The sequence below is a fragment of the Cesiribacter sp. SM1 genome, from assembly GCF_020178975.1.
Taxonomy (GTDB): Bacteria; Bacteroidota; Bacteroidia; order Cytophagales; family Cyclobacteriaceae; genus Cesiribacter.
The window spans coordinates 20,253-39,167 of the sequence record NZ_JAHXBU010000041.1 but is presented as its reverse complement, the minus strand read 5'-3'; the positions used below and the strand labels follow the sequence as shown (position 1 = coordinate 39,167).

General features: G+C 49.4%; 14 protein-coding genes. 11 read left to right on the top strand and 3 right to left on the bottom strand.

All coding sequences use genetic code 11. The annotated features are described in order from the left end of the window. Positions 1-8: 8 nt before the first annotated feature. The 7 genes from KWJ01_RS06030 (at position 9) to KWJ01_RS06000 (ending at position 8,955) form a co-directional block, all read left to right on the top strand. Positions 9-1,922 carry a PKD domain-containing protein gene (locus KWJ01_RS06030; protein WP_224995528.1) on the top strand — a complete coding sequence of 638 codons (1,914 nt, stop codon included), beginning with the start codon at positions 9-11 and terminating at the stop codon, positions 1,920-1,922. A gap of 72 nt (positions 1,923-1,994) precedes the next feature. Then, positions 1,995-3,119, top strand: coding sequence for a family 16 glycosylhydrolase (locus KWJ01_RS06025; RefSeq protein ID WP_224995527.1), 1,125 nt, complete (start codon positions 1,995-1,997; stop codon positions 3,117-3,119). A gap of 81 nt (positions 3,120-3,200) precedes the next feature. Continuing rightward, a complete protein-coding gene (locus KWJ01_RS06020; protein ID WP_224995526.1) occupies positions 3,201-3,989 on the top strand; it encodes a glycoside hydrolase family 16 protein in 789 nt (262 codons plus the stop codon). 260 nt (positions 3,990-4,249) lie between these two features. Further along, positions 4,250-5,839 (top strand): acyl-CoA carboxylase subunit beta, encoded by a 1,590-nt coding sequence (locus KWJ01_RS06015; protein ID WP_224995525.1) that lies wholly within the window; start codon positions 4,250-4,252, stop codon positions 5,837-5,839. 123 nt (positions 5,840-5,962) lie between these two features. Then, positions 5,963-6,376: a hypothetical protein gene (locus KWJ01_RS06010; RefSeq protein ID WP_224995524.1), complete on the top strand. Its 414-nt coding sequence runs from the start codon at positions 5,963-5,965 to the stop codon at positions 6,374-6,376. 121 nt (positions 6,377-6,497) lie between these two features. Continuing rightward, a complete protein-coding gene (locus KWJ01_RS06005) occupies positions 6,498-8,375 on the top strand; it encodes an alpha-amylase family glycosyl hydrolase (protein WP_224995523.1) in 1,878 nt (625 codons plus the stop codon). Positions 8,376-8,571: 196 nt separating this feature from the next. Further along, positions 8,572-8,955: a hypothetical protein gene (locus KWJ01_RS06000; protein WP_224995522.1), complete on the top strand. Its 384-nt coding sequence runs from the start codon at positions 8,572-8,574 to the stop codon at positions 8,953-8,955. 130 nt (positions 8,956-9,085) lie between these two features. Here the strand turns inward: KWJ01_RS06000 and KWJ01_RS05995 are convergent, their stop codons facing one another. Further along, on the bottom strand, positions 9,086-10,732 hold the full coding sequence (locus KWJ01_RS05995; protein ID WP_224995521.1) for an ABC-F family ATP-binding cassette domain-containing protein: 1,647 nt from the start codon (positions 10,730-10,732) through the stop codon (positions 9,086-9,088). Positions 10,733-10,971: 239 nt separating this feature from the next. Between KWJ01_RS05995 and KWJ01_RS05990 the strand changes: the two genes are divergently transcribed. The 3 genes from KWJ01_RS05990 (at position 10,972) to KWJ01_RS05980 (ending at position 14,800) form a co-directional block, all read left to right on the top strand. Continuing rightward, positions 10,972-13,380, top strand: a complete 2,409-nt coding sequence (locus tag KWJ01_RS05990) for an alpha-L-rhamnosidase C-terminal domain-containing protein (protein ID WP_224995520.1) — start codon at positions 10,972-10,974, stop codon at positions 13,378-13,380. A 149-nt stretch (positions 13,381-13,529) separates the two neighbouring features. Further along, complete coding sequence (locus tag KWJ01_RS05985; RefSeq protein WP_224995519.1) at positions 13,530-14,255, top strand: glutaminyl-peptide cyclotransferase; 726 nt, start codon at positions 13,530-13,532, stop codon at positions 14,253-14,255. 56 nt (positions 14,256-14,311) lie between these two features. Beyond that, complete coding sequence (locus KWJ01_RS05980; protein WP_224995518.1) at positions 14,312-14,800, top strand: SgcJ/EcaC family oxidoreductase; 489 nt, start codon at positions 14,312-14,314, stop codon at positions 14,798-14,800. Between the two features lie 32 nt (positions 14,801-14,832). On the opposite strand, the gene KWJ01_RS27955 is transcribed toward KWJ01_RS05980, so the two are convergent. After that, a complete protein-coding gene (locus tag KWJ01_RS27955; RefSeq protein ID WP_255651036.1) occupies positions 14,833-14,955 on the bottom strand; it encodes a hypothetical protein in 123 nt (40 codons plus the stop codon). A gap of 20 nt (positions 14,956-14,975) precedes the next feature. Here KWJ01_RS27955 and KWJ01_RS05975 point away from each other — a divergent pair, with 20 nt between their 5' ends. Further along, positions 14,976-16,745, top strand: coding sequence for an SLC13 family permease (locus tag KWJ01_RS05975; RefSeq protein ID WP_224995517.1), 1,770 nt, complete (start codon positions 14,976-14,978; stop codon positions 16,743-16,745). A gap of 31 nt (positions 16,746-16,776) precedes the next feature. Here KWJ01_RS05975 and feoB read toward each other — a convergent pair whose 3' ends face one another. Further along, positions 16,777-18,912, bottom strand: a complete 2,136-nt coding sequence (gene feoB / locus KWJ01_RS05970; RefSeq protein ID WP_224995516.1) for a ferrous iron transport protein B — start codon at positions 18,910-18,912, stop codon at positions 16,777-16,779. Between the last annotated feature and the right edge of the window lie 3 nt (positions 18,913-18,915).

The window sequence follows — 18,915 nt, the reverse complement described above, 5'->3', positions numbered from 1 at the left end:
CATTACGCATGAAACGCATTTTATATACACTTGTGTGGGTACTTGGCTTACAGGTATTCCTGTCGGGATGCGATCTCTTCCAGGAGGAGGATTTCGCCCTGGGAGCGCCCCCAACTGCAGCAGATGCTGCCTTTACCTATGAGCCCAGTGCAGAAAATGACAACATCATCAACTTCACCAGCCCGTCGACTGGTGCATTTATCAAAAACTGGGATTTTGGCAATGGCTCGAAAGCCCAGGGCAGCAGTGTTACAGGAGTATTTCCGCTGAAAGGCACCTATGAGGTTACCTTAACAGTATTTACCTCAGGTGGCAGTGTTTCTTCTACACAAACTATTGAGATAGCCGAAACCGACCCAACCCTGCTGGATTTGCCTGTATACAATATGTTAACAGGTGGTAACGACAGGCCAGAAGGTAAAACCTGGGTAATTGACGCAGCACGTGCAGGCCATTTTGGCCTGGGCCCAGATACAGATGTTGCGCCTATCTGGTATACAGCGGGAGCAAATGAAAAAGCAGGAGGTGGCTTGTACAATGATAAGTACACTTTTGTGCTTGCAGACTTTGAGTTCAATATGGAAACTGCAGGAGATGTGTACCTGAATGGTGCCCAGCAGGGTGAGTTCCCTGGCGCTACTGCAAGCCCGGTAGGCGACTTTATGGCGCCTTACACCGCACCTGATAACTTACAGTGGTCAGTTACAGAAGATGCAGAGGGTAACCAGTTTATTACAATTTCTGAGGGTGGATTTATTGGTTACTACACCGGTGTAAGAACCTACCAGATCATTAGCCTTACTGAAAATGAAATGATGATCAGGTCACTCGATACTGGCAATGAAGGCTTTGCCTGGTATCACCGCCTGATTCCTGAAGGTTTTACCCCTCCGCCGCCACCGCCACCAGCTACCACAACTTTACCTGTTGATTTCGAGGGCGCCACCGCACCTCCCTTCAATGGCTTTGGGGGTACAACATACGAGGTTGTAGATAACCCAGATGCAAGCGGTATCAATACCAGTGCAAGAGTAGGCAAATATGTGAAAGGAACAGAAGGTAACTGGGCCGGTATAGAAACAGCCCTACATGCACCACTGGACTTTTCTACCAATACCCTAATTAAATACAAGGTATATTCACCTGTTGCAGGCAGAGCTTTGTTTAAACTGGAGCGTTTAGACGGATCAGCAGATCCTGTTGAAGTTTTTGCCGATGTTACTAAAGTGAATGAGTGGGAGGAACTAACCTTTGATTTTTCGGCAGTACCAGGTGGTACTTACGATAAAATTGCCATGTTCCTGGATTTTGACAACAACAATGGAGGCACTTTCTACATTGATGATATTCGCCAGGCAGCAGAAACGGCAGAACTTACACTGGAGGCCCTTACCGGGGGCTCTGCAAAAAGCTGGAAGCTGAAACCTGCAGCAGGTTCTTTCGGGGTTGGGCAAACTAAAGGTAGTGACAACTACTGGCCAAATGGCCAGGATATTTCAGGAGATAGGCCCTGCTTGTTCAACGATGAATACATCTTCAAAACAGGTGGTGTATACGAATACGATGCCAATGGCGATGTGTTTGGTGAGCCATATATGGGAGTAGATCCGGCAGCCTGTGTAGAGGAGAGTACCCTGTCTGCAAATGCACAGGTATGGGGTTCTGGCACACACAGTTTTAGTTTTACACCTGCCACTGCAACCGAACCAGCATACATCACTGTAACAGGCACAGGAGCCTTTATTGCCTTGCCTAAAGCGTACAATGGTGGCGAGCATGCTGCTCCTCCAACAACAGAATCTTCTGTAACCTACGAGGTACTGAGCTATGTTAAAAATGGAAACACAGAAACCTTGTCCATTACAGTAGATATCTCAGGCGATGGTTCAACCTTCTGGAGTTTTGTACTCATATCAGAATAGTCTTTAGAAACAGATTGCCTGCCTCCAAAGGCAATCTGTTTCTTCTTTATTTATAACCTAAAACATAAGACATTGATCAATCTTAAATACATGCTCCTCCTTTTTTGCATAGTGTTGCTAACTGCTGTGGGTTGCGAAAAGGAAGAGGATGCACCGGCGGTGGTACCACCATCGGGCCTTACGGTTCAGGTGCAGCGAAATGAGCAGAATCCTGCGAAGGTAAGCCTGCAGTTTTCGGCCCAGAATGCTAATTATTACCTGGTATACTTTGGCGATGCAAGCAATGAAACACCACTTAATACCACGGCTAAGGTAGCAGAGCATACGTATACCGCTTCCGGCACCTACACCATCAGGGTGCAGGCACATGCAACTGCTTCCGTCTTTGCTACAGAAACAAGAGAGGTAACCATAGAACTGAACAGTGGTGGCGGCGATAATGGTATTCCGCAAACCGGTTATACTACGCCTGAAAGTTACGCCGGCATGAGCCTGGTGTGGCAGGATGAGTTTAATGGAGACCAGCTTAATACTACGGACTGGGTACATGAAACCGGTACCGGTGCTAATGGCTGGGGCAATAACGAACTGCAGTACTATCGTCCGGAAAATACCAGTGTACAGGAAGGCTACCTGGTGATCACAGCCAAAAAAGAGCAGTTCCAGGGGCGTGAGTACACATCTTCCCGCATCAAAACACAGGGAAAGCAATCCTTTCAGTATGGCAGGGTAGACATACGGGCTGCTTTGCCGCAGGGGCAGGGTATCTGGCCTGCTTTGTGGATGCTGGGGAGCAACATCACTACAGTAGGCTGGCCTGCCTGTGGCGAGATCGATATCATGGAATTAGTGGGCGGTACTGGTAAAGACAATACAGTACATGGTACCATTCACTGGTCAAATGCGGGAAACTATGCCAACTATGGCAAAGGCTATAGCCTGCAGAGTGGCATCTTTGCCGATGAGTTTCATGTGTTCTCGATGGAATGGACCCCGACCAGCATTACCTGGTATGTTGATGATGTACAGTTTAATGTGGTAGACATTACACCGGCAGAGCTTAGCGAATTTCATCAGAATTTCTTTTTCATCTTCAACGTAGCAGTGGGGGGCAACTGGCCGGGCAGTCCCGATGCGAACACCACCTTTCCACAGCGTATGGTGGTAGATTATGTAAGGGTTTTCCAGCCGGAATAGGGCCACTGCTCTTAGCCCGGTGGCGCACTGTGCCGGGCGTTGTGCTGGTAAATGTTGAAAGAACTGCTTAGAAAAATTAACATGAAAAAAATACTGATAATCCTGGCGCTGCTGCTTTCAGGAGCAACAGGCTACGCCCAGAAAGGCAAGTTGCTGTGGGCTGAGGAGTTTGATTATAAAGGAATGCCTGATAGCACCCGCTGGAAGTACGATTTGGGTGATGGCTGCCCAGATGTATGTGGCTGGGGTAATAATGAACTTCAGTATTATACCAGCAACCCGGAAAACGTATATGTGAAAAAGGGAATGCTGGTGATAGAAGCGCTGAAAACAGACAAGGATCAGCCTAAATTTACTTCTACACGACTGGTGAGCAAGCAGGACTGGCAGTATGGTTACATAGAGGTGCGGGCAAAACTGCCCAAAGCCGTTGGTACCTGGCCTGCCATCTGGATGCTGCCCACCCAATGGAAGTACGGCGGCTGGCCTGCCAGTGGCGAGATCGACATCATGGAGCATGTAGGTTACGATCCGGGTGTAGTGCATGGTACAGTGCACACTGCAGCCTTTAACCATGGCATCGGTACCCAAAAGGGCAAGCAGATCCAGGTGGAGAAGTTCGATCGCAGGTTTCACCGCTACGCCATTCGCTGGACTGCCGATAAAATCGAGTTCTTTGTAGACGATAAGCTTTACAACACCTTTGCCCACACCGGTGGCGATTATAAGGAGTGGCCCTTCGATCAGCCATTTCACCTGCTGCTGAATGTAGCGGTAGGAGGCAACTGGGGAGGCAAAGAGGGTGTTGATGATAATGCCTTTCCGCAGCGCATGGAAGTAGACTATGTGCGGGTGTATGCGTTGGATTAGTTAGTGAATGGAGCTGTGAGGCTGCGGTACCCCTGGTGCTATTTAGCTGATACTGCAGTGGCAGACCATCGCACACCCGGCACCTGTTCCTTAAAAAAAAACAAGAGGTTGAAGTGACCTGCGGGTTCTCGGGAGAGGGTTCATACACTAACCCGGGGTCATTTTTATAAATGTGGTTTAGTATAGCTATTCAGCGCTACCAGGCAAAAGCAGGGTAGCGTTGTTTTTTTATTTATATTTGATGCAAACGTTTTTTAATTATGGCCGAGCAATCATCTAACGAACACACCTATACATTCCCAACACATCAGCAAAAATACGAGCTACTAAAGAGAAAGAACGAGGAGGCACTCCTTGGCGGTGGTCAGGACCGCATTAATGCCCAGCATAAAAAAGGCAAGCTAACAGCCCGCGAGCGTATTCACCTGCTGCTCGACGAAGGTTCTTTCGAGGAGATCGGAAAGTTTGTAATGCACCGCAGCCGCGATTTTGGCCTCGACCAGCAGCACTTTTTAGGTGATGGTGTGGTAACCGGTTACGGTACTGTAAACGGGCGTACCATCTACGTTTTTGCACAGGATTTTACAGTACTTGGAGGCTCCCTTGCAGAGGCGCATGCCGAAAAAATTGTGCGCATTATGGAGCTGGCCATGAAAACCGGCGCACCCATTATCGGGCTAAACGATTCCGGCGGCGCCCGCATACAGGAGGGGGTAGTATCCCTGGGAGGTTATGCCGATATCTTTTACCGCAATACCCTGGCCAGTGGCGTTATTCCGCAAATATCTGCCATTATGGGGCCGTGTGCAGGAGGCGCTGTGTATAGCCCAGCCATTACAGACTTTATTATGATGGTGGAAGACACCAGCTATATGTTTGTTACCGGCCCCAATGTGGTAAAAACGGTTACACAGGAAGATGTAACCGCCGAAGAGTTGGGCGGTGCCAGCACCCACAGTACTAAAAGCGGGGTAACCCATTTCAGCTGTGCCAATGAGGTGGAGTGCATCAACTACATTAAGCGCCTGCTTAGCTATATTCCGCAGAACTGCGAAGAAGATGCACCCGCCCTGCCATATGAAGTAACCATAGATGAAAGCCGTCCCGACCTGGATACCCTCATTCCGGAAACGCCAAACCAGCCCTACGACATACGCGAGGTAATTGAGCAGCTGGCAGACCCCGGTAGCTTTTTTGAGGTACATAAGAATTTTGCAGAAAACATAGTGGTGGGCTTTGCCCGTTTAGGTGGCCGCAGCATTGGTATTGTGGGCAACAATCCAGCCTTTCTGGCTGGTGTGCTCGATAACCACGCCAGCATTAAGGCTGCCCGTTTTGTGCGCTTCTGCGACAGCTTTAACATACCCCTGCTGGTGCTGGAAGATGTACCCGGCTTTTTGCCAGGCACCGACCAGGAGTGGAACGCCATCATCACCAATGGTGCCAAGCTGCTGTATGCCTTCTCAGAGGCCACCGTGCCCCGCATTACCGTTATTACCCGTAAGGCCTACGGTGGGGCTTATGATGTTATGAACTCCAAGCACATTGGCGCCGATATGAACTTTGCCTGGCCCATGGCCGAAATAGCCGTAATGGGAGCCAAGGGAGCTACAGAAATCATTTTCCGCCGCGAGATACAGGAGGCAGCCGATCCCGAAGCCAGGCTGCAGGAAAAGGTTGATGAGTACACTCAAAAGTTTGCCAACCCTTACCGTGCCGCACATCGGGGCTATGTAGATGAGGTGATACTCCCCTCCGATACCCGCCGTAAGCTTATGAAAGCCTACAAAATGCTGGAAAACAAGGTGGCAGTGCTGCCCAGGAAAAAACACGGTAACATTCCGCTATAAAAACACCTCAGCAGGCACTGTAGCAGCTGATACACAGCAGCTGCTACAGTGTTTTAGGCTTTTTTGCCTGGTCTTTTTAATGATCATCCACTGCTCAACATTAATTCTCAAATTAATAAATTTATGAACAGCCCGTTAACCAGGCAAATTGCTACCAGCGGTATACTTATTATTTTGTCGCTTATTGTAGTGTTTCATTTACTCGTTATGCTGGGGATTATACCCTTTGAGATTGTGTGGGGCGGCAGGCTTAAAGATGCTTCACAAATGCTTGTATTTGAAGCGGTATCGGTGGTTCTGAATTTATTGATGCTGGCGGTGGTAGGCACCCACGCAGGCATACTAAAAGTAAAGCTCAACCGGATGGTAATCAAAACAGCACTCTGGGCAATGTTTCTGCTTTTCCTTTTGAATACGGTGGGTAACCTGTTCTCAAACAACGAGCTGGAAAAAATGCTGTTTACTCCTTTAACGCTCCTGCTCTCACTGTTCAGCCTGCGCTTAGCCCTTAGTAAGGAAGAAAAAGCCTCTTTCTGATAAGACTCTGGTAACGGCTTTGGCCGCCGCACCACAATATGCTAATATTTAAATAGTTATATGAAGGCTGTAAAAACCTTTGTATATTATACAGTTCCAGCCATTTTAAGCACCTAATTACATGTTTAAGCTAAAAAGATCTTTAAGGCTATTGCTTGCAGCCTTGTTAGGTGCGCCCGGCTGTGCGCAGGAAACACATCAGCAAGAAATGTTAGAAACCACACATGAGCAAAAGGTGGTGGTATACCAGGTATTTACCCGGTTGTTTGGCAATACCAATACCACCAACAAGCCCTGGGGCACCCCTGAAGAGAACGGAGTAGGTAAGTTTAATGATATTACAAACAAGGCCCTGCAGGAGATCAGGGGGCTTGGCGTTACCCATATCTGGTACACCGGCGTTCCGCATCATGCCCTTATCAGGGACTATACCGCCTATGGCATCTCTAACGACGATCCTGATGTGGTAAAGGGCAGGGCAGGCTCACCCTATGCCGTAAAGGATTACTACAACGTAAACCCCGATCTGGCCGAAGATCCTGCCGAGCGGCTGGATGAGTTTAAAGCCCTCATTGAACGCACGCATCGCAATGGTATGAAAGTGCTCATCGATATTGTACCCAACCATATAGCCAGGCGTTACGAAGGGAAAAACAATCCCGAGGGTGTTGAAGACTTTGGTGCCAGCGATGATACAACTGTAACCTACGCCAGGGACAATAACTTTTATTATAATCCCGGCGAAAGCTTTAAGGTGCCGGAGCCTTTGGATGGCTACAGGCCTCTTGGCGGAGAGCAGCACCCCCTTGCAGATGGCATGTTCGAAGAAACCCCTGCCAAATGGACGGGCAATGGTTCACGCCTCTCGCAGCCCCACTTTCACGACTGGTACGAAACGGTTAAGATCAATTACGGGGTGCAGCCAGATGGTACCAAAGATTTTGATGAACTGCCCGATGGCTACGAGCAGGAGGGCTATAAAGCTCATTACAGGTTCTGGCTCGACAGGGAAGTGCCGGACTCCTGGAAGAAGTTCCGTGACATAGCCCTGTACTGGCTGGATATGGGTGTAGATGGTTTCCGTTTTGATATGGCAGAGATGGTGCCGGTAGAATTCTGGAGCTATATGAATTCAGCCATCAAAATGAAAAATCCGGATGCTTTTCTGCTGGCCGAAGTGTACAACCCAAATTTGTATCGCAATTACATACAGCTGGGTAAAATGGATTACCTCTACGATAAGGTAGAGCTTTACGATACGCTGAAGCATATCATGCAGGGCCATGGCAGTACCGATCACCTGGCAGCCATACAGAGGGGCCATGCCGATATTGAGCACCACATGCTCCATTTCCTGGAGAACCACGACGAGCAGCGCATTGCCAGCCCCGAATTTGCCGGAAGCGCAGAAAAAGGAAAACCAGCAATGGTCGTTTCTGCTACTATCAGCACTTCTCCCACCCTTGTTTACTTTGGGCAGGAGGTAGGCGAGCCCGGTGCCGAAAGGGGAGGCTTTGGTTCGCCCAGCCGCACCTCTATCTTTGATTATGTAGGCGTTCCTCACCATCAGCGCTGGATAAATGATAAGAAATATGATGGCGGGCAGCTTAGGCCGGAAGAAAAAGAGCTGCGCGATTTCTACAAGCGCCTGCTTAACTACACCATCAGCAGCAAAGCCCTTATGGGCAAGTACCAGGACCTGCATGCCTACAACCGGAGCCAGAGCGAAGGCTACAATGACAAGCTGTTTTCGTTTGCCCGCTGGGCAGATGGTGAACGCCTGATCGTTGTGTCTAATTTTAGTGGAGAGAACAGCTACAGCTTTAGTCTGAAAGTACCCGCGGAGCTTATAAAATCATGGAACCTGCGGGATGGTGAATACACCATAAAGGATCAGCTGTATGGGGAGCAATCTGCTAGCCTTAAGGTGGTAAATGGGGAAGGTAGCGTAAGTGTAGCGCTGCAGCCGCTGGAATCTATGATCTTTAAGCTGGAGTAAACTCAGCAACTGCAGTAAAGAGCATAGTACTTAACCTGCTGATAGCGCAGTATCCATAGATTTACTGTTGTGCTGCGATAATTCGGCTGTAGGCACAGGAGGAGCGTAGTCTTTTCAAGTGAGGGCAACCAACCCTTTGGGTAGAGCAGCTGTCTTTTAACAAAGACCTCAATCTTCTACTTAAATGCTCTGCTGTATGAAAAAGATACTGCTCGTTCTATTCCTGTTTGCTACGGCCGTAGCTTGTGACCAGTACGAGGCCGTTAACCCCGAAAAGGCTGTTGCTGATGCCTGTGGACTGTCGGACCCAACACAGGAATTAGCCTGGCTGCGGGAACGCATAGATAATTCGGCAGAACCTTCCGCTGACAATCCCTGCCAGTTGGGTGGAATTACCCAGGGCACTTATGGTGGCCAGACTGTTTTTATCATGTCAGTTGGAGGACCACTCTGCTGCCCCTGTGCCGGTAGTGCGGTGTATAACTGCGAGGGAGAACTGGTAATGGTTTGCAACCCTGAAGAGGAAGCAAAAATTACGAACAAAGAGGTGATCTGGAAAAAGAATACAGATGGAGAATAGCAGCCTATTGTGGCTCATTAGGCAGCCTTTACATAGCAATAGAACAAAAGAAGCCGTGCATTTTCTACAATGCACGGCTTTGGTATATATAGAGATTCTTACCTTCAGGCAAGAACAGTGCAGTTGCTGGTTACTTTGCAGCTACTGTTCTTTCAATCTCGCGCAGGTTTTCCAGCTTTTTATTGCGCAGAAAGCCCCCGATGTCCTCAAAGTGCTCCCTGATGCGCTTGTTGCCAAACTCAAACACCTTGGTGGCCAGGCCATCCAGGAAGTCCCTGTCGTGCGATACCAGGATAAGCGTACCGTCGAAAGCTTTGAGTGCTTCTTTGAGGATATCCTTTGTTTTGATGTCCAGGTGGTTGGTAGGCTCATCGAGAATCAGCAGGTTAACCGGCTGCAGCAGCAGCTTGATCATGGCCAGGCGGGTTTTTTCACCACCGGACAGTACCTTTACCTTTTTCTCTATGGTATCGCCGCCAAACATAAAGGCACCCAGCAGGTCCTTTATTTTGGTGCGCATATCGCCAACGGCAATCTGGTCTATGGTCTGAAAAACAGAGAGCTCACCATCGAGCAGCGAAGCCTGGTTCTGGGCAAAGTAGCCAATCATGCTGTTGTGCCCCAGCTGAAGCTTGCCCTCATAATCTATCTCGCCCATTATGGCTTTAACCAGCGTAGATTTACCCTCGCCGTTTTTGCCCACAAAGGCTACTTTCTGGCCTCGCTCTATGGTAAGGGAGGCATCGCGGAATACGGTGTGGTCGCCGTATTTTTTAGTTAAGCTTTCTACCACCACCGGGTAGGTGCCGGAGCGTGGTGCAGGCGGAAATTTAATGTTCAGGTGCGAAGTATCAACCTCATCTACCTCCACAATTTCCATTTTCTCCAGCATTTTCACCCGCGATTGTACCTGCAGGGTTTTGGAGTAGGTGCCCTTGAAACGATCTATAAACTCCTGAATCTCGGCAATCTGCTTTTGCTGGTCGTCGAACTGCTTTTGCTGCTGCTCGCGGCGTTCTTTGCGCAGCTCCAGGTAATGGCTGTAGTTTACTTTATAGTCGTAAATACGGCCCATGGTCACCTCAATGGTGCGGTTGGTAATGTTATCTACAAAGGTTTTATCGTGCGAGATCACGATAACCGCCTTGGCATTGTTTACCAGGAAATCCTCCAGCCACTGTATCGATTCAATATCCATGTGGTTGGTGGGCTCATCGAGCAGAATCAGGTCGGGCTTCTGCAGCAGTATTTTTGCAAGCTCAATACGCATGCGCCAGCCACCGCTAAACTCACTGGTAGGCCTGTTAAAGTCAGCTCTTAGAAAGCCCAGGCCCAGCAGGGTTTTTTCTACCTCTGCATCAAAGTTAATCTCCTCAACAGAGTAATATTTTTCACTAAGCTCTGTTACCTGCTCAATAATTTTATAATATTCTTCAGATTCGTAATCGGTACGCGTTTCCAGCTCTTTGTTAAGGGCATCCATCCTGTTTTTCATATCCAGGATTTTCGAGAAAGCCTTGGAGGCCTCTTCGAACACACTGCACTTGTCTTCGGTTAGCAGGTGCTGTGGTAAGTAGGCAATTACGGCATCTTTAGGGGCCGATATTTTACCGCGGGTAGGCTTGTTTACGCCTGCAATAATTTTGAGTAAGGTAGATTTACCGGCGCCATTTTTGCCCATAAGGGCAATTCTGTCGTTATCGTTGATGTTAAAGGTAACATTGCTGAACAGCGCCGAACCATTAAACTCAACACCTACTGCGTCAACTGAGATCATGATTTATTAAATAAGCCTGCAAAGATAGTATTAATTTTTTCGAGTGCCCAGAGATTTTTTAAACGCTCCCGGAGCCCTACTTGCTGAAACACTAACTGTTAGGGAATAATTTCTTAGATTGAATGAGAATGATAAAGGAGGAAACCGATCAGTAAGGGAGAATTATTAACGGCGATGTTGCTTATGGTGCAGGTTTTATACTCGTAGCTATGGCAGAAACAGGCATTTTAAAAGTAGGGATGTGTAGGATACATTTTTTTCTTGTAAGCCTGGTGCTTGCAGGCATTTGCCTGCCCTCTTTGCTGCTGGCACAGCTGCCTGCCAGAGAGTTGCCCGCAGCGCTGCTGCAAAAGCCCTGGCCTGCCAAATGGATTTTTATGGCTGGGGAAGATCCTAAAGCATACGGCGTTTATCATTTTCGTAAATCTGTTACACTGCCTGCCAAACCGGCTGCTTTTCCCGTGCATGTATCTGCCGATAACCGCTATAAGCTTTTTGTAAACGGTACCCTGGTGTGCTGGGGCCCGGCCCGCAGCGATGTGTATCACTGGAACTTCGAAACCATTGACCTCGCGCCTTACCTGAAGGAAGGCAATAATGTGCTGGCTGCACAGGTTTGGAACTGGGGCGAACATAAGCCCATGAGCCAGCAGAGCAGGCAAACAGCCTTTATTTTGCAGGGGAATAGTGCGGCTGAAGAAGTTGTTAATACCGGTGCCTCCTGGAAAAGCTGGAAAAATTCTGCCTATGCGCCCTTGCTCACCAATTTGCATACTTATTTTGTAATAGACCCGGGAGAAGAGGTAGACTTTAACAACTATCCCTGGCAATGGGAGCAGCCTGGTTTTGATGACAGCGGCTGGACAAATGCCATTGAAATTTCTCCGGGCCTGGCCTATGGTCTTTTTGAACCCTGGTATGAAGGCTGGATGTTGCGCCAGCGCCAGATTCCGCCGATGGCCCTGGAAACACAGCGTATTCCCGTTTTACGAAGTGCAGCAGGCATGCAGCCTCCAGCCGGATTTCCCGGCGAGAGCAAGTCTATTCATATTCCTGCTAATACCAAAGCCACCCTGCTGCTGGACCAGACTTACCTCACCACTGCTTACCCTGTACTCCATGTAAGCGGAGGCAAAGGCGCTGTGGTGAGCCTGAAGTATGCAGAATCTATGTTTGTAGATGAGGGGAAGCCTGCAGCAGAAACAAAGCAGAAAGGCAACCGCAACAAAGTAGCAGGAAAGGTTTTTATAGGGTATGAGGACCGGTGGACGCTGGATGGCGGCAGCCAGCGAACCATAGTACCGCTTTTTTGGCGCACCTGGCGCTATTTGCAACTGCAGATCCGGACAGGCGCCGAACCCCTTGAGCTGGATGACCTCTATGGTCTGTATACGGGTTATCCGTTTGAGCGGAAGGCAAGCTTTGATGCAGGCGTGCCGGAACTAAGCACTATTTTAGATGTAGGCTGGCGCTCTGCCCGCCTTTGCGCACACGAAACCTACATGGATACCCCTTACTATGAGCAGCTGCAATATGTAGGCGACACCCGCATTCAGGCACTGGTCTCGCTTTACAACAGCGGCGACGACCGCCTGATGCGCAACGCCATAGAACAGATTAGTTTCTCCCAATCCCTGGGCGGGCTTACCATGAGCCGCTATCCCAGCAGAGAGGCGCAGTACATAACACCCTTTTCACTCTGGTGGATCTCCATGCTGCACGACCACTGGAAATACCGCGGCGACACCAGTTTTGTAAAAGCAATGCTGCCGGTGAGCCGGTCGGTCCTTGATTTTTACCACGGCTATCAGCAGCCCAGGGGTTCACTAAAGCGCATGCCCTACTGGAACTTTACAGACTGGGCCAGCGGACCTGGCTGGAAGGCCGGCATTGCCCCCGCCACCGCAGCAGGCGCCTCTGCTCCCTTAGACCTGCAGCTGCTCATTGCCTATAGGGCGGCAGCCTTGCTGGAAAGAGCCGCAGGATTACCGGCACTGGCAGCTGAATATGAAAGTAGGAGTGAAGACCTTAGCCGCACAATTGCAGCAGTATATTGGGATGTGGAAGAAGAACTGTTTGCTGATACGCCTGAAAAGCGGCATTTCTCACAGCACACCAACGCCCTCGCCGTGCTGGCAGGTGTGGTAGAGGGAGCAACAGCAACCAGCCTAATGGAAAAGACCCTGGCACAGCAGGACCTGGTGCAGGCCACCATCTACTTTAAATTTTATCTGCACGCAGCCGCCATCAAGGCTGGCTTAGGCAATGGATACATCGGCTGGCTCGACGAATGGAGGGCACAGCTGAAACGGGGCTTAACTACCTGGGCCGAGCAGCCCGAACCAACCCGCTCCGACTGCCATGCCTGGGGTGCCAGTCCTAATATTGAATTTTTCAGAACCGTATTGGGCATTGACAGTGATGCACCAGGTTTTGCAAAAGTGCTGATTGAGCCCCGGCTGGGAGAGCTCAAAAAAGTATCAGGATCTGTTCCTCATCCAAAAGGAGAGATCAGCGTGCGTTACCATGTAAATAGTAAGGGAAAGCTGCAGGCAGAAGTAAGTTTGCCAGAAGGCGTAGAGGGCCGCTTTGTTTGGCACGAGCAGGAAAAGCCATTGAAAAGTGGACGCCAGCTGCTTAAATGGTGAACAGGCTGATACATCAGGAATCGCAATCCTGCCATAATAAAAACACTGTTTCAGGAAAAAATACATATTCGGCACTCATGAACCCTGTTATCGGCATCCTGATTTTTGCTTTGCAACTCCTCCTTTGCTGGTCGTGTAGCCCAGGGAGTATGCAAAGCGGATCTGCAATAACAGTAGCAGCGGATAGTAACTTCATTGCCTACAGCCTGAAGGCAACACTGCAGCATAACCGGAAAGCCTACACCCAGGGCCTGGTCTACTGGGGCGACAAATTATATGAGAGTACAGGCGCTAATCAATCCTGGATCGCAGAGGTAGATCTGGAAAGCGGTAGCCAGAAGAAGAAGGTAGTACTGAAGAAAAAGTACTTCGGCGAAGGCATTACCGTATTGAATAATAAAGTTTACCAGCTCACCTGGAAGCACAACAAGGGCTTCATATATCGTGCCGGCTCCTTTGAACAGCTGGGTACATTCAGCTATGGTTTTGATGGCTGGGGCATTACCACAGACGGGCAGCACCTGATCGTAAGTGATGGTACCCACCGGCTCCACTACCTGGATACCCTTACTTTTGCTGTTGTGAAAAGCCTGGAAGTAAAAGAAAACAGAGCTGCTGCCAAACAGCTTAACGAACTGGAATATATCGATGGCTATATTTATGCCAACCAATGGGAAACTAACTACATCCTGAAAATTGATCCCACAGACGGAACAGTTGTGGGGAAGCTTGATTTATCGCCCATTGCCGATCAGATCAAAAGAGAGTACCCGAAAGCTAATGTGCTGAATGGGATTGCCTATAATCCGAAAACGGAAGATATACTTATAACCGGCAAGCGATGGCCCAGGGCCTACATCATAAAATTGAATTAATCTTTTGTGCCGAAGGTACTGATTAGCTACTTAGCTACTTGTCCTGAAAAAAATACATGAGCTACAGCAAACTAGATGGTCCTGAAAGCATTGCGCTGGTTTTTACAGAAGCCTGGAACAGGAGAGATGCACCTAAGCTGGCCTCTCTGTTCGATGATGATGCAGAGTTCATCAATGTTACAGGCCTGTGGTGGCACAACCGGCAGGCCATTGAAAAAGCACATGCCTACGGGCTTGAGACGATCTTCAATAACTCCACCCTTAGCCTGCTGCGTACAAAAGTGAAATATCTGGCAGACAACATAGCCGTGGTGCAGGCAAAAATGAAGTTAAAGGGGCAGACAGCTGTTGGCGATGTAGAACAACCCGGGATTCGCCGCAATATCTTCACCTTTGTGGTGCATAAAACTAATGACCACTGGAGCTGCGCCTCTGCCCAGAATACCGATATCATTCCCAACATGGAAACACATGTTAGAGACGAAAAGGGAAACCTGCTACCAGCTGATTACCGGAAAAAGGGAGGAGCGCAGCCGGACTCTTAGAGAATGGCAATATACCTGGGCCCTGTGGTTGTTTATATGATCATTACTCCTAAACGAGGAAACGCTTCTACAGTTTTCCCGTATGGGGAGGTCATATCTTTGTTGTACCAGCGGTGCTCCCAGGTGTTGTTTCTGCTGGATTGCCTGCTGTTCATTCCTGAACAATATTTTTTGTATGGAGCAACTTACTGTTTTTCTGGTACTGGTTCTATCGCTTGTGTTTTTTGTATGGGGGAGGTTGCGCTATGACCTTGTAGCGCTCTTAGCCCTTTTTGTGCTGGTAATTGCCGGTATAGTGCCTGCTGGTAATGCTTTTGCCGGTTTTGGACATCCTGCAGTAATAACGGTGGCAGCTGTGCTCATGATCAGCCAGGGGCTGCAGCACTCGGGGCTGGTAGATGTAGTTGGCAGGTTATTAACCAGTACAGGAAAAAACCAGGTGCTGCAAATTTTTGTGCTGTGCCTGATTGTTACTTTTGCTTCTGCCTTTATGAATAACATAGGTGCGCTGGCCATTCTTATGCCTGTGGCTATTCATCTGTCCCGGAAGAGTGGTAATCCTCCCTCTTATCTGCTCATGCCCATTGCTTTTTCTTCCATTTTAGGAGGCCTGATTACTCTTATTGGCACACCCCCAAATATAATTATTGCCCTTTACAGGGCACAGGTGGTGGGTAGTTCCTTCCGTATGTTTGCGTTTGCCCCTGTGGGTATTTGCCTGGCGCTGTTTGGGCTGCTTTTTATATGTTTGCTGGGTTGGCGGCTGCTGCCCAGGAGGCAAACACAGGATGCTGAACAAAGCCTTTTTCAGATAGAAAACTATATTACGGAAGTAAGGGTAGACGAAGCATCTACCCTGGTTGGGCTGCCGGTTGGCGATATCAATTCACAGTCAGATACCGATGTTCAGGCACTGGGGCTGTTAAGAGATGGTGTACGCCTGCATGCACCCTCCCCATTGGAAGAGTTAAGGGAAGGAGACATCCTGATCCTGGAGGCCGCTACCGACGATCTGAAAACCTTTGTACACAGTACAGGAGCCACACTGCTGGGTAATGAAGCCATTCGAAAGCAAGCCAAAGGATCGAAAGATATCCATACCATGGAAGCCGTGGTAATGGCAGATTCTCCGCTGATCGGGCAAACTGCATACAGTATTAACATGCGTGCACGCTTTAACATAAACCTGCTGGCTATTGCCAGGCGTGAAAAGCAGTACTGGCAGCGAATTGGCAAAACCCAGTTCAAACAGGGAGATGTTTTGCTGTTACAGGGAAAGCGCATTAATTTAAAAGATGCCATTACCACCCTGCAGTGTCTGCCCCTGGCAGAAAGAGAACTGAATATTGGCAAACGCCGCAATGTTGTCTTTGCCCTTAGCATTTTTGTTTTTGCCATTGCCACTGTAGTAACGCAGCTGCTGCCGGTAGAGATTGCTTTTATGATGGCTGCCGTAGCAATGGTGCTTACAGGAATACTGCCGCTAAGGGAAATGTACACCAGCATAGACTGGCCGGTGATTGTGCTGCTGGCTGCCATGATACCGGTGGGCGAAGCCTTTGAAACCAGTGGTGCTGCCGATTTGATTACCTACCAGATACTTCACCTGGGAGATTACCACCCCACCTGGCTTATCCTGGGCCTGCTAATGTCCATTACCATTGCACTTTCTAATGTGATCAATAATGCTGCAACGGCAGTGCTCATGGCACCCATCGGAATAAATATAGCAGCAGATATGGATGTTTCGCCGGATCCCTTCCTGATGGCAATTGCCGTTGGCGCTTCCTGCGCCTTTCTTACACCCATTGGTCACCAGTCTAATACCCTGGTAATGGGCCCCGGGGGCTACAAATTCAGCGATTACTGGAAAATGGGCCTGCCCTTAACGGTAGGCATTATTCTGCTGGGTGTACCGCTTATTCTGTATTTCTGGCCCGCCTGATTCTGCCTGCCAAGCCTGATGAAATCGCTGTTTAGCTGAAGAGTTGGTTCACTACAAAGGCAGAGGCATAGGCGAGCACCGTCATGTACACAAGCTGCAGCAGGGGCGCCCACCAGAAAGGAGATTGCTTCAATACTGTACCTGCCATATGAAAGTACTGCATGGCAAAGGCATAAAATACCAGCAGCGACAGCAGCATGGGGGGTACCAGCGGACTGCCATTAGGCTGGTTTTGCTGGCGGATGCGGGTGAGCAGGCTCAATTCTGTTCCGGCCTCCTGGCTTGACAGTGTGGCCATACTGCCTACAAATGCTTCGCGTGCTGCAAAAGAGCTTAGTACGGCTAAGCCTACCTGCCAGTCGAAGCCCAGAGGTTCTACGGTAGGAGCTATGATTTGTCCTATTTTACCGGCAAGGCTATGGGCAGGCGCTACTTCTGTTGCTAATGCCAGGTCTGTTGGCACCACCTGCAACTGTATTGGGTCTGATGAATGAAGATGATCCCTGTCTGTTGCCTGTTCAGATCTGCCTGAAGCTTGTTCAACATTGCTATGTGGGGCATGTATATGAAGCAGCATCCAGATAAGAACCGAAACAGGCAGTACCACCCGAACTGTTCTTAAGCCGATTTCAGAGAGATTTACCCTTACAACATGCCAGATATCGCGCCAGTAGGGACGGGTAAAGTAGGGAAGCTCCATTACAAAGGTATCATCGGCTTTTACCTTTAGCACCAGCTTAAGGGCCCACGACGATAAAATGGCAGCAAAAAAGCTAAAGCCGTACATAGCCAGCAATACCAGCCCCTGCACACTTAAAATGCCCAGCACATGTGTTTCAGGCACAAACAGGCCAATCAGGATAATGTATACCGGCAGGCGTGGGGAACAGTTAACGAGCGGAGCTACAAAGATCTGCTTGGCACGCTCGCGCCAGCAGCTGCAATCTTTATTGGCAAGCAGGGCAGGTATGCTGCAGGCTGCCGTAGACAGCAGGGGAATAGCGCTGCGGCCGTTAAGGCCAAAGCGGCGCATCAGCTTATCCATCAGCAGCATTACGCGCGACATATAGCCGCTTTCCTCCAGCAGGGCCATTAGGGTAAAGAATACCAGCAGGTGCGGCAGAAACAACAGCACCCCACCTATGGCAGGTAACAGGCTGGTGGTAATCAGGCTGCCAAACCAGTTGTTGGGTAACGCACTGTCAATGCCCCCGGCAAGTGATCCCCAGGCGGTATCCAGCAGGGGCAGCGGGGCATTGCCCAGCCAGAACACCATCTGGAACAGCATAAACAAAAGCCCGACAAAGCTTAGGTGCCCCCAAAGCGGGTGGGTGAGTACGGCATCACATTTATTGAGCAGCTGTGTTGCCTTATTGGTGCGCGATTGCCTGGTAGCCCTGGCCAGTATGCTGTGAATTTGCTGATACCTGCCAATGGTTTCGCGGGCCTGCAGTTCTTCTGCATGAAAGCGGTGCTTTCGGCAAATCTTCTGCAGCCCTTCCTGTTCCTGTGCTTGCAGGTGTGCACTCTGGGCACCCTGCTGCAGCAACTGCCAGGCGCTGTAGTTATTGGATACAGCGAATTGTGCTTTTACCTCATCAATGGCTTTTGGCGCCAGGGCGTGTACATCATAGAAGGTTTCTGCTTCTTTACGAATCGGGTTCGTCATGATGTACTTAAGCTTATCCAGCCCTTCGCCACTACGGGCATTGATGGTAACCACCTGTACGCCCAGCAGCTCCTGCAGGCGGTTGGCATGCACACTAATGCCGGCCTGCCGCGCTACATCAAGCATGTTTAGTGCCAGCACCACTGGCACACCCAGGTCTTTCACCTGGGAGAACAGCAGGAGGTTACGCTTCAGGTTAGAGGCATCGGCAATAAAGATCAGCAGGTCGGGGAAAAACGGGCTCTGCGGATTATTAAGCACCTCCAGGGCCGTTTTTTCTTCTGCACAGCGTGCATAAAGGCTATAAGTACCCGGAAGATCTATGATCTGGGCAGTAATATATTCATCGAGCCTGCACTGCCCGATGCGCTTATCAATGGTTACGCCCGGAAAATTTCCTACCTTTTGATTAAGACCCGTAAGTTGATTGAAAAGGCTGGATTTCCCGGAATTTGGGTTGCCAATTAAGGCTATTTTCGGATTGGACTTTATCGGCATATG